The organism is Sphingobacteruim zhuxiongii, assembly GCF_009557615.1.
In the GTDB taxonomy this organism is placed as follows: Bacteria; Bacteroidota; Bacteroidia; order Sphingobacteriales; family Sphingobacteriaceae; genus Sphingobacterium; species Sphingobacterium zhuxiongii.
Map to the genome: position 1 here is coordinate 2,195,534 of NZ_CP045652.1, position 12,818 is coordinate 2,208,351.

The 12,818-nt window shown below is 38.3% G+C and carries 11 protein-coding genes; 7 read left to right on the top strand and 4 right to left on the bottom strand.

Going from position 1 to position 12,818, the window contains the following annotated elements:
* Positions 1–3: 3 nt before the first annotated feature.
* On the bottom strand, positions 4–897 hold the full coding sequence (xerD, locus tag GFH32_RS09415; protein ID WP_153511372.1) for a site-specific tyrosine recombinase XerD: 894 nt from the start codon (positions 895–897) through the stop codon (positions 4–6).
* A 112-nt stretch (positions 898–1,009) separates the two neighbouring features.
* Between xerD and GFH32_RS09420 the strand changes: the two genes are divergently transcribed.
* On the top strand, positions 1,010–3,871 hold the full coding sequence (locus tag GFH32_RS09420; RefSeq protein ID WP_153511373.1) for a M16 family metallopeptidase: 2,862 nt from the start codon (positions 1,010–1,012) through the stop codon (positions 3,869–3,871).
* 143 nt (positions 3,872–4,014) lie between these two features.
* On the opposite strand, the gene GFH32_RS09425 is transcribed toward GFH32_RS09420, so the two are convergent.
* Complete coding sequence (locus GFH32_RS09425) at positions 4,015–4,407, bottom strand: hypothetical protein (RefSeq protein ID WP_153511374.1); 393 nt, start codon at positions 4,405–4,407, stop codon at positions 4,015–4,017.
* Between the two features lie 361 nt (positions 4,408–4,768).
* Positions 4,769–6,496, bottom strand: coding sequence for a lysine--tRNA ligase (gene lysS, locus GFH32_RS09430; protein WP_153511375.1), 1,728 nt, complete (start codon positions 6,494–6,496; stop codon positions 4,769–4,771).
* 268 nt (positions 6,497–6,764) lie between these two features.
* On the opposite strand from lysS, the gene GFH32_RS09435 reads away from it, so the two are divergent.
* The 6 genes from GFH32_RS09435 to GFH32_RS09460 all read left to right on the top strand — a co-directional run bounded on the left by GFH32_RS09435 (position 6,765) and on the right by GFH32_RS09460 (position 11,723).
* Entirely contained in the window at positions 6,765–7,013 is a 249-nt protein-coding gene (locus GFH32_RS09435) for a type B 50S ribosomal protein L31 (RefSeq protein ID WP_094256557.1), read from the top strand.
* A gap of 79 nt (positions 7,014–7,092) precedes the next feature.
* Positions 7,093–8,292: a putative sugar nucleotidyl transferase gene (locus GFH32_RS09440; RefSeq protein WP_153511376.1), complete on the top strand. Its 1,200-nt coding sequence runs from the start codon at positions 7,093–7,095 to the stop codon at positions 8,290–8,292.
* Between the two features lie 10 nt (positions 8,293–8,302).
* Positions 8,303–9,070: a triose-phosphate isomerase gene (tpiA, locus tag GFH32_RS09445; protein WP_153511377.1), complete on the top strand. Its 768-nt coding sequence runs from the start codon at positions 8,303–8,305 to the stop codon at positions 9,068–9,070.
* Positions 9,071–9,073: 3 nt separating this feature from the next.
* Positions 9,074–9,916, top strand: coding sequence for a 50S ribosomal protein L11 methyltransferase (gene prmA / locus GFH32_RS09450; protein ID WP_153511378.1), 843 nt, complete (start codon positions 9,074–9,076; stop codon positions 9,914–9,916).
* Positions 9,917–11,287 carry a UDP-N-acetylmuramate--L-alanine ligase gene (locus tag GFH32_RS09455; RefSeq protein WP_153511379.1) on the top strand — a complete coding sequence of 457 codons (1,371 nt, stop codon included), beginning with the start codon at positions 9,917–9,919 and terminating at the stop codon, positions 11,285–11,287.
* 106 nt (positions 11,288–11,393) lie between these two features.
* Complete coding sequence (locus tag GFH32_RS09460) at positions 11,394–11,723, top strand: helix-turn-helix domain-containing protein (RefSeq protein WP_149526016.1); 330 nt, start codon at positions 11,394–11,396, stop codon at positions 11,721–11,723.
* Positions 11,724–11,864: 141 nt separating this feature from the next.
* On the opposite strand, the gene GFH32_RS09465 is transcribed toward GFH32_RS09460, so the two are convergent.
* On the bottom strand, positions 11,865–12,725 hold the full coding sequence (locus tag GFH32_RS09465; RefSeq protein ID WP_093096797.1) for a sigma-70 family RNA polymerase sigma factor: 861 nt from the start codon (positions 12,723–12,725) through the stop codon (positions 11,865–11,867).
* Positions 12,726–12,818 lie beyond the last annotated feature (93 nt).

Here is a 12,818-nt window from a genome sequence, read left to right on the forward strand (position 1 = left end):
GCATTAGGAACGCGGGTGAAATTGAGTGATGACGCTTTGTAAGTAGTCTTTATCGATATGGGTATAAATTTCCGTTGTTGTAATGCTCTCATGTCCAAGCATATCCTGCACGGCGCGTAAATCGGCGCCTCCTTCAACGAGATGGGAAGCAAAGCTATGACGGAAGGTATGGGGGCTAATTTCCTTCTGGAGTCCAATCTTTGCAGATAGGTCTTTGATAATGAGGAATATCATCACGCGTGAAAGGGGAGATCCTCTTCTGTTGAGGAATACAAAGTCCTCGCTATCAGGCTTTACCGGTATATGTACACGCACTTCATCCATATAAATACGGAGGTATTGGATGGCTTGCTGTCCGATAGGGATGAGTCTTTCTTTATTTCCTTTACCTTCGACTTTGATAAACTCCACATCGAGGTAGAGGTTTGAACGTTTCAAATTACAGAGTTCAGAAACGCGTAGTCCGCATCCATAGAGGACTTCGAGGATAGCTTTATTACGCATGCCTTCAGGTGTTGATAGGTCAATTGCAGCGATTAGCTGATCAATCTCTTCGATGGATAGAACCGCCGGCATCTTGCGTGTAATTCTCGGGGATTCCAGTAATTCGGCGGGATTATGTTCAACATCATATTCGATTTGGAGGAATTTAAAAAAGGTTTTTATACCGGAAAGCAGCCTGGCTTGACTATAGGTTGAAATGGAAAATTCATTAACCCATACTAAAAAGTTTTGTAACTCTTTTGTGGTAATTTGTGGGATAGCTAGTTCATGCAGTTCGGCATAGTTTTGTAGCTTATTAACGTCATTTTGGTAGGCTACAATGCTGTTTTCTGCTAAGCCGCGTTCTAGTAATAAATATCTTTTAAAGTCTCGATTTACGGTATCCCAATTCATATGTTAAATATATGTAAATTATCTCGAATCGCTTGAAGGTTGTTTTAATACTAAATAAATTGTCGTAGATTGGTGCCGGTAAATAACATAACCATTCAGATAAATTATTTTTATGAAAATTCTAAAACCTTTGGCTCTAGCCTTCTTGCTACCCTTCACTGCGGAAGTAGCAACTGCTTATGAGTCAAGTCCATTAATCTCTGAAGCGAAAGTAATTCTTCAAAAGGATTCTTTGCGTTGGGATGCGAAGCTTCCCTTCGACAGCGAGGTTAAAACTGGCAAACTTAAAAATGGATTCACGTATTACATCCGTAAGAATGTGGAGCCAGAAAAGCGCGTGACGATGTACTTGGCTGTCAAAGTCGGTTCGATTCTAGAAACTGACAAGGAGCAAGGTTTAGCTCACTTTTTGGAGCACATGAACTTTAACGGCTTAAAGCACTTTCCAAAGAACGAGTTAGTCAACTATTTACAGAAGGCAGGTGTTCGTTTTGGTTCGGACTTAAATGCTTACACTGGATTTGATGAGACAGTTTATCAATTGCCTATCCCATCGGATGATCCCGAGTTATTGAAGAATGGACTTCAAGTAATGCGCGACTGGGCACAGGATGCAATGTTAGAGGATAGTGAGATCAATAAAGAACGTGGTATTATCATGGAGGAGATGCGTGGGGGTCGCGGAGCGATGCAACGTATGCGTGATCAATTCTTCAAAGTGTTAATGAACGGTTCGCGTTATGCAAATCGTTTACCGATTGGTACTGAAGAGGTGGTGATGAAGTTTGATCCTAAATTAATTCGTCAGTTCCACCAAGATTGGTACCGTCCGGATCTTCAGTCGATTATCATTGTCGGTGATGTAGATCCTGCTCAGATGGAGAGCGAAGTTAAGCGTTTGTTTTCGGATATGCGCGTTAGCAATAAGCCGAAAGAACGTCCTAAATATAAGATTGATTTAATCAATAAGAATCAGTTTATTAAGGTTACTGACCCTGAAATGACCTATACAATCGGTCAGGTGATTATTAAACATCCAGAAGATAAAATCAATACGGTTGGTGATTACCGTCGTTCCTTGATGAAATCGTTATACAATCAGATGATTAATGCGCGTTTGGGTGAATTAAGTCAATCGGCAAATCCTCCATTTCTTCAAGGTAGCATAGATATCAGTGATTTTATTGGTGATTTAGAGAACCTATCGGCTTATTTTGTTTCTAAACCAGGTCAGTTTGAGGAGGGTTTTAAAACGCTTGTTCGCGAGTTAGATCGTGTTGACAAATTTGGTTTTACAGAGACTGAATTCCAACGTGCTATCACTGCTTTCAATAAGAATAATGAAACAGCTTATACGGAAAGAAGTAAGAAGAAGTCAGATAATTATGTAAATACTTATTTAGATCACTTCTTAAATGATGGTCCAGCGTTAAGCAATGAAGATCGTTATCAGATTAACAAACAATTGCTGCCAGGCTTGACGAGGAAAGAAGTTGAAGCTATTGGTCAGAAATACTATGTCGACAGCAACCGTGATGTCGTTATTTTAGCACCGGATGCTGAGAAGGATAAATTGCCTGATGAGCAAACGGTTAACAGCTGGTTCGCGGATGTCGATAAAGAGCAATTAACAGTATACGATGATAAGGTTTCTGATTTACCAATGCTTTCTAAAGAGCCAGTAAAAGGAACGATTACATCGGAGAAATCAATTGATAAAATTGCTACGAAAGAATTTGTTTTAAGTAATGGTGTTAAGGTTGTATTGAAGCCTACGACCTTTAAGAACGATGAGATTTTAATCAATGCAGTTAGTCCAGGTGGTACATCTTTGTATCCTGATGCGGATTATATGTCAGCATCTTTTGCCGGAAACCTAATCAACTCGAGTGGTATTGGACAGTTGAATACTTTTGAATTGCAGAAGTATCTAACAGGTAAGAATGCGAATATTAGTCCATTTATCAGCGAGCGTTCGGAAGGACTTTCAGGAAGTTCGGATAAAGAAGGATTGAAGACAGCATTCGAGATGATCTACGGTTACTTTACTGAGCCTAGAATTGAGAATGATGTATTCCAAGGTATTATTAGTAAGCAAGTGGATATGTTAGCGAATCGTGAGAACGATCCGAACTTTGTCTACTCAAAAGCGACTATCAATGCGTTGTATGGCGATAATATCCGTCGTACACCTTATGGTAAAGCGGAGCTAGAGAAGGTTAGCCAAGAGCGTGCTCTAGAAATCTACAAGGATCGTTTTTCTGATGCATCTGATTTTACATTCTTTATCGTTGGTTCCGTAACTGAAGAAGAGATCAAACCTTATTTAGAGAACTACTTAGCAGCATTACCTTCAAAAGGACGTAAAGAGGCATCTAAAGATTTAGGTATCTACGAGCCTGCAAAAGGTAAAGAAGTGGTGGTTAACAAAGGTAAAGAGGCAAAAGCGAATGTTCGCTTGTCGATTTACGGAGACTACACATATAATGATGTTGAGAATATCAATATGGATGCTTTGGAGAAAGTATTGTCTACTCGTCTATTGGAGCGTTTGCGTGAAGAGGAGAGTGGTGTATATGGTACAGGCGCACGCGTTGGGTATTCTAAGAATCCTAAGCCTCGTTACAGTGTTCATGTTTCCTTTGGAACAAGCGTAGATAAATACCAGTCGTTAATCAATTCGGCTTTAGATGAGTTTAAGAAAATCAAAGCAAATGGACCGTCACAAACTGACTTAGATAAATTTAAGATTGAAGAGCAACGTCAATTGGAATTAAGTCTGAAAGAAAACGGATTCTGGGTTAATCAATTGGTTACTGCGTATCAATTGGGTGAAGATCCAACTTACATTACACGTTATTTACAGGATTTAGATAAAGTAACGGTAAAATCGGTGAAAGATGCGGCAAACAAATACTTGAAAGAGGATCGTTTGTTTAAGTTTATTCTATTGCCAGATGCACCTGCTAAATAAATAGTATTAGGAGTAAATTTTAAATGTATAGGGCTGTTCGAATGAACAGCCCTATTATTTTGTCTGATATCTTACTCTTTATATTTCCTATAATAGGTCGATAATCTTTCTCGGCAATTATCCCAATTCTTTTATTCACGTATTTATTCCTTCATTTTAACGTAGGTTTGGCTAAAGCAATCATAACATTGCTGATTCATGATTAACACACTATCCCTTCTATAGATTGAGGTTTTATGGACGCCAGACTCTATCAGCCATTCCATTTTTTGTGACTCAATAGCTTTTCCTAATTGAAGGTGATAAGGTCGAGCACTTTGTAGTTCGCCATTCTCATACGAGAAGATACTGTCTTTTGTAATCTGCAGATGTAACTCCTTATTAGTCGACTCAGGTGTTGTTGTACGACCTGCATAGCCTCCCGTCGATTTAATCCATCGCCAATTGCCTTCAATTTTTGGTTTCTTAGGGCCGTTTGCTGAAGTTCCGCAAGATATGATTGTGATTAGTAGTGGAAGAAAGAAAAAACGCTTCATGAAGTGGAAATTAGTAGTTAGTATTGAGTAGTTAGTATTGAGTATTTAGTAGTTGGAACCTGAAAGAAAGCTAAATCGCCGTCTGGTTCAATCTTAATGTGTCTAAGATATTATACCTAAAATCTTTATTCTTAGAAATAGTATCTAAAATTTATAATCAATTAGACATTGTCTCAAATCTTATATCTAAAATCTTACATCTAACATAACATAAAGTCAAATTCGATAGAATTTGTTTGAAATTCAATAAAAAAAGCGCTGTAACTACAGCGCTTTTTTATTTTATGAGTTGTATGAAGTAGATTTACCTGTTGAAAGGCTTTCAAGGTCTTAATACTCAATACTAAATACTATCTACTATCTAGTTATTGCTTCCAAACCAAGCTAACACTTCGTCTTTCGTCGGCATGCTAATATCTAATTTCATTTTCTTACGCATTCCGCCTAAGTCATTGAATACTTTGTTTGGATTTGCTTCTTTTAATGCTTCCACGGTATTGAATCCCATTTTTTGCAATACAGGAACCCATGCCTCTGGAATACCTAATGCGACGTAGTCGGCTACTGAAGCAACTTTTGCTACTTTCTCAGGGCGCATTTGCGGGAAGAATAACACTTCTTGAATAGAAGGGTTGTTTGTTAAGAACATGATTAATCGATCCATACCTATTCCTAAACCCGAGGTAGGAGGCATACCATATTCTAATGCGCGTAAGAAATCTTGGTCAATAAACATAGCCTCATCATCCCCTTTTTCAGATAATTTTAATTGATCCTCGAAACGCTCACGCTGATCGATAGGGTCATTTAACTCGGAATATGCATTGGCGATTTCTTTACCACATACCATTAATTCAAAGCGTTCCGTCAACTCTGGGTTGTTACGGTGTTTTTTCGTTAAAGGAGACATTTCGATAGGGTAGTCTGTGATAAATGTAGGTTGGATAAAGTTACCTTCACATTTTTCACCAAAGATCTCATCAATCAATTTACCTTTACCCATCGTTTCGTTTACAGCGATTCCCATACCTTTGGCAGCTTCGCGGATTTCATCTTCCGTTTTACCAGTGATATCGAATCCTGTGAATTGCTTGATGGCGTCGGTCATGCTTACGCGTGGGTACGGCGCTTTGAAATCAACTTTATACTCATTAAATGTGGCTTCTGTAGTACCGTTTACGGCTAACGCACAGTGTTCAAGTAATTTTTCCGTGAAATCCATCATCCAGTTGTAGTCCTTGTAGGCTACATAGATTTCCATGGCAGTAAATTCAGGGTTGTGTGTACGGTCCATTCCTTCGTTACGGAAGTTTTTAGAGAACTCGTATACCCCGTCAAAGCCACCAACAATAAGTCTTTTTAAGTATAACTCGTTGGCGATACGCAGATATAATGGAATGTCTAAGGCATTATGGTGTGTGATAAATGGGCGGGCTGCAGCACCTCCTGGAATGGATTGCAGGATAGGTGTTTCCACCTCCATATAACCAGCATTATTGAAATATTCGCGCATAGCATTATATAGCTTTGTACGTTTTACGAATATATCTCTGTTTTGCGCGTTTACAATTAAGTCAACATAGCGCATGCGGTATCTTTGTTCAGGATCTGTAAAGGCGTCAAAAGTCTTTCCGTCTGCTTCTTTTACAATTGGCAATGGACGTAGGGATTTTGTTAACACCTTCAATTCTTCAACGTGAATTGAGATCTCACCAGTTTGGGTGGTGAACACATATCCGCGAATACCAACGATATCACCAATATCTAATAACTTCTTAAATACAGTGTTATAAAGCGTTTTATCTTCTGTCGGACAGATATCATCACGCTTTACATACGCTTGAATACGACCAGTAGAGTCTTGTAGCTCCATGAAAGAAGCGCTACCCATTACACGACGGTTCATTACACGTCCTGCAAACTGGATATTCTTATAGTTTAGTTTATCTCTTTCGTAGTTTTCTAATATGTCGTCAGCAGTCGCATTGACTACAAATTCTTCCGCAGGGAAAGGATTGATACCTAGGTCGATCATTCCTTGCAGGTTTAGTCTGCGTTGTTGTTCTTGTTCTGATAATCCGATACTCATTTTTTTTCGAACTTAAATTGACTGCAAAAGTAGGAAATTAGAACTAATAATAGGCAGGAGGAGTTAAAAAAAGGAGATTATTTATGCGGTTTAGCTTGTAAAATCCAAAGCAAATTGCAAATTTTGTAGCCTGAGTGTTCAGCGATAATAAATCAATAGAATTTTATTAACACTGTGTGGAATGAAATTTTGTTGTTTTTTGTATTTGATGAAAAAATAAATTATCTTTGCACCTCAATTGTTGAATATATAGTAATCATAAGATAAAATGAAAAAAGATTTGCATCCATCGAACTACAGATTAGTTGTTTTCAAAGACATGTCTAACGACTACGCTTTCATCACTAAATCTTGTGTTGACACAAAAGAGACCATTACTTGGGAAGATGGTACAGAATATCCATTAGTGAAATTAGAGATTTCTCATACTTCACACCCTTTCTACACTGGTAAAATGAAATTGGTTGATACAGCTGGACGTATTGATAAGTTCCGTAGCCGTTACAACAAGAAATAATTTTATTTCTAACAAGAAATTGAAGAAGATCCCGATAACATTAGCTTATCGGGTTTTTTTATGTACTTTTATTTAATTTATGCCACATTCAATCGTACTATATGACAATGCCGAATGGCGGAAGCATTTGTTGCCATTCTGTGCTGTTAGACCGGTAGGAAACCTACGGGTCGGCATATGTACCCTTGATGAAAAGTGGAAGCATATCTTTCATACGGAGGTTAGTTACCTGACGATAGACTATCTCCAATCTAGCTTTCCTGTACAAGCGAAGCTGCAAGGACAAGCGCTAATTATTCGGGCGAATGTTCTTCCCTCGGAACGCTTGATTGAAGCTTTAGACGGGCTGCAAATCGGTGAGAAACTTGTTTATCAAGGAGAATGGGTAGCGGCACTAGTTGATCAATTTCCGTTGGAAGCGAACGCGCATTTTGACGCTTTAAAACCTATTCTATTAGACTTCGATATTCCCCAGATTACTTTCCCAGAGGATATTTTTATTCAGAATAAAAATCAGCTACTTTTTGATTTCGACTTGCTTACGAAGGGACGCAGTTCGGCGACATTGAATGCTAATAATATGATTTTTGGCGACCATATCTTTGTTGAGGAAGGTGCGCAGGTCGAGGGTGTCAGTTTAAATAGCCTTCAAGGTCCCATTTATATTGGTAAGCATGCACGTTTGGAAGAGGGAAGCTTTCTAAGAGGGTATGTTGCTATTGGCGAACAAGCGCGGGTGAAAATAGCCACGCGATTGTATGAGAATGTAAGTATAGGTCCGCGTAGTACAATAGGAGGAGAAGTTAACAACAGTGTGCTTTGGGGGGATTCCGCCAAAGGGCATGACGGTTATCTTGGATGTTCTGTGCTGGGAGAAGGATGTAATCTAGGAGCAGGCAGCAGCAATTCAAACCTGAAAAATAACTGGAGTTCCGTCAAATTATATGATTATTTTAGCGGAAAAAATAGAGATACAGGAATACTGAAGTGTGGATTGATGATGGGCGATTATGCGATGAGTGCCATTAATTCATCTTTCAATACTGGAACCGTAATCGGTGTGGGAGCACAGCTGGCAATATCGAATTTTATTCCCAAATTTGTACCGGACTTTAGTTGGTTAACAGATTCAGCATGTAGTAGCTATCAAATGGATCGATTTATAGCCATGTTGCAGCGTAAACGCAATGCAGGCGCTGATGATCTTGTTGATCCCAATATATTAACACGTGTTTTTGACGACACAAAAGAATTAAGAAAGCAATTAATCAACCATTAATAATATAAATATGCGTAAGAACATTGTAGCAGGAAACTGGAAAATGAACATGGATTTCGAGCAAGGCGTAAGCTTATTCTCGGAGATTGTGAACATGGTTAAAGATGAAGTAAGAGGCGAACAAGAAGTTGTGGTATGTAGCCCTTTTATTCATTTACCTGCTTTAGCGAAATTAAGTGCTCCAGTAGCGAATGTTGCTATCGGTGCTCAGAATATTCACCAAGCGGAATCAGGTGCCTATACAGGTGAGATTTCAGCGTCACAAGTGAAGTCTACAGGTGCTAGCTATGTTATTTTAGGACACTCAGAGCGTCGTGCTTATTTTGGTGAAACAGATGCTTTATTAGCAGAAAAAGTAAATGTAGCATTGAAGCATGATTTAAAACCTATTTTCTGTATTGGTGAAACCAAAGAAGAAAGAGAATCCGGAGCATTCTTTGATGTGATCAAAACTCAATTAAGCAATGGCTTATTCCACTTATCAGCAGAGCAATTTAAATCAGTGGTTCTTGCTTATGAGCCAGTATGGGCGATAGGTACAGGTTTAACAGCGAGCCCAGAGCAAGCACAAGAAGTACATGCCTTCATCCGTCAAACACTTGCGGCACAGTATGGTCAAGAACTTGCAGATAATACCTCGATTTTATACGGTGGTAGTGCAAACCCAGGAAATGCTGAAAGCTTATTCTCACAACCAGATATCGACGGCGGTCTTATCGGTGGTGCATCTTTGAAATCACGTGATTTCTTAGAAATTATTCGTGTTTTTAATAAATAAACTATGAAATATACAGCAGTTACTTTTACATCTTCAACTATTGAAGACTGGCAAAAGGATTTGCTAATTTCCGAATTAGCGGAGATTGGATTTGACACCTTCGAAGATATCGATGGTGGCTTCGAAGCCTATATCCCTAGCGCTAATTTGGATGTTCAAGCTTTAGAATCTCTTCTTTTGAATGAGGTTCAAGGCTTTGACTTAGATTACCAAGTGAAAGATATCGTAGAGGAAAACTGGAATAAAATATGGGAGAGTAATTTTAACCCGATTTTAGTCGATAATACCTGTTACGTACGTGCGACTTTCCACGAAGATCATCCTGAATACCTTTATCAAATTATTATTGATCCAAAGATGTCCTTTGGAACCGGTCATCATCAAACCACTTCTATGATGCTATCGTTTGTATTGGAGAATGATTTCCAAGACAAGGATGTATTGGATATGGGCTGTGGGACGGGGATTCTTGCGATTCTCGCAGCAAAAAGAGGGGCTAAGCAATTGCTAGCGGTAGACTACGATCCAATCTGTGTAGACAGTGTCGTTGAAAATGCGCAGCTGAATTCGGTGACAAATATAACCGCGAAGCTAGGATCTAAGGAAGCGATAGCAGGCTTGGAATTTGATACAATTCTAGCCAATATTAATCGCAATATCTTGTTGGATCAGTTGGACACCTATTCTGCTTGCTTAACAAATGGAGGAGAACTCTATCTTTCAGGCTTCTATGAGGCTGAGGATTTAGATATCTTAAAACAAAAGGCTATCTCTGTTGGTTTCCAATATGTGGAAAATAAAGTTCTCGATAATTGGTGTGCAGCCAAGTTTACTAAAGCTAAATAAATGCGTATTCATTTTATTGCCATTGGCGGAAGCATTATGCATAATTTGGCTATTAATCTAGCTGAACAAGGCCATCAGGTTAGTGGATCCGATGATCAAATTGTCGAACCTTCGAAATCCCATCTGTTGGAAGCAGGACTATTGCCTAAGGAATTAGGCTGGTTTCCAGAAAAAATAACAGATGATATCGATGCCGTTATCCTCGGAATGCATGCCGATGGAGAGAATCCTGAGCTTAAGAAAGCACAGGAACTAGGCTTAAAGATCTATTCTTTTCCCGAATTCGTATATGAGCAAAGTGTCGATAAGATACGGGTGGTTATTGCGGGTACTTATGGGAAAACGACGATTACAAGTATGATAATGCATGTGCTGAAGAAGTTAGGAAAGCCCTTTGACTACTTAGTCGGCGCGCAACTGGAGGGATTTGATGACCTACTTCAACTTAATCCAGATCATAATCTCATTATTATTGAAGGCGATGAATATTATGCGTCTTCAGTAGACAAGCACTCCAAATTCTTGGAGTACAAACCGAATATCGCTTTAATTTCTGGTGTAGAATGGGATCACTTCAAAGCAGTAATTGAAGAGGAGGCTTACTACAAGCAATTTGAAGACTTTATACGAACGATCGTTCCGAAAGGTACGCTGATCTACAATAAGGAAAACGAACGCACTAGAGCGATCGTAGAGCGTACTATGGATATTAAAATCAATCGTCATGGTTATAAGCTTCCAGAATACTCAATTAACAAGGGGGTAACATACTTAAATCATGGAGAAGATCGCATTCCATTAAAGATCTTTGGAAAACATAACCTTTCCAACGTAGCCGGTGCTTTCACTGTCTGTGAATGGTTAGGAGTCAAACGTGATGAGTTTTACGATGCCATTCAGGACTTTAAGAGTTCAATTCGTTATTTAGAATTTGTAGCTAGCCAGAATGGGAGCGTGGTTTACCAGGATTTTGCGCATACACCATCGAAGCTACGCGCGAGTATACATGCGGTAAAAGAGCAATTCCCAACGCAAGATCTCGTTACCATTATTGAACTTAATGCTTACGATAGTTTGGATCCGCACTTTATTCAAGAGTATGCGAATAGCATGAATGAGTCTGATTTTGCTGTCGTATTTATGAATATTTCTCTTTTAAAGGAAAAAAATATAGTATTGGATAATGCAATAGCAAATTTAACTCAGGCTTTCAATCACCCCGCTTTTCGTGTAATTACGCAAGTAGCTGATTTAGAGGTGTTTCTTGAAGGGTTTAAGTCTACAGGATACAATTTGCTATTTATGAGTTCAAACAATTACAATGGGGTAAATATGTCAAGCTTTGCAGACAAATTTTTAAGAAATTTTTAAGATTCTTTTAAAAATTTTCTAAAATTTTAATATTGGGATTTTGAAATATACTTTATTTGTTTAAATTTGATAATTACTTAATAAATAAATATTTTACATTTTACCCATGAATGCATTAGGAAAAAAAATTAGATTACTTAGACACCAGAAGGGCTGGAGTCAGGAGGATGTGGCCAAGCGATTGGACATCTCTATTCCTGCGTTTTCAAAAATTGAAACGGGAATTACAGATGTAAATCTATCGAGGCTAAATCAAATCTCAAAGTTGTTTGGCTTATCGTTAGTACAACTTTTATCAACTTCAGATCCTGAAGAAGATAAGCAAATTCAGAATGAAGTTAATGAACTACAAAAGAGATTACAAGCTCGTGAAGCAGAGGTAATCGATTTGCAGAAGAAAGTAATTGATCTTTACGAACAATTACACAAGAAATAATTTTTCTTTAAGCAAGATTAAAGAGCTGCCTCTACTAGAAATAGTAGAGGCAATTTTTTTTACTGTGAGCGTAAGAAATGAAACAAACAAAAAAAAAGCGCAATCGTTAAATTGCGCTCTACTTATGCTTTCAATAAAATGTTATCCTAAATATGATTTTAGAATTTTGCTTCTTGATGTATGACGTAGACGTTGTAGCGCCTTGTCTTTAATCTGACGAACACGTTCTCTCGTCAAGCTGAATTTTTCGCCGATTTCCTCAAGTGATAACTGATGATTTGAACCTAATCCGAAGAATAATACAATAATTTCACGTTCGCGCTCGGTCAATGTTGCCAATGAACGTTTGATCTCTTCCGATAAGGACTCATCAATTAATGAACTATCTGTATCCGGATCGCTATTTTCCAATACGTCAAGTAACGTATTCTCTTCTCCTTGTACAAATGGAGCATCCATAGATACGTGACGACCAGAGTTACTCAATGTGTCTGAAACCTTGTCAACGGTTGTTTCAAGGATGTCTGCTAACTCTTCTGGTGACGGTTCACGCTCGTATTCTTGCTCTAATTTAGAGAAGGCTTTACTAATCTTACTTAAAGACCCTACTTGGTTTAATGGTAAACGAACGATACGAGATTGCTCTGCAATTGCTTGAAGAATAGATTGACGAATCCACCAAACTGCGTAAGAAATAAATTTGAAACCTTTTGTCTCGTCAAAGCGTTTTGCTGCCTTAATTAAGCCTAAATTGCCCTCGTTAATCAAATCGCCTAAGGTAAGGCCTTGATTCTGGTACTGTTTTGCAACGGAAACGACGAAACGAAGATTGGTTTTTGTTAATTTCTCTAATGCTACTTGATCACCTTCGCGGATTCTTTGCGCTAGAATAACTTCTTCTTCGGCGGAAATTAAATCTACTTTGCCAATCTCATGTAAGTATTTGTCTAACGATTGGGACTCACGATTGGTGATGGATTGCGTAATTTTGAGCTGTCTCATTTAATAATATAAACCTTTCTATTCTGAAATGTTCGCAAACATAGCGAAATTTCTCCATTAAATTCTAATATAATTGTAAATTATTAACTCATT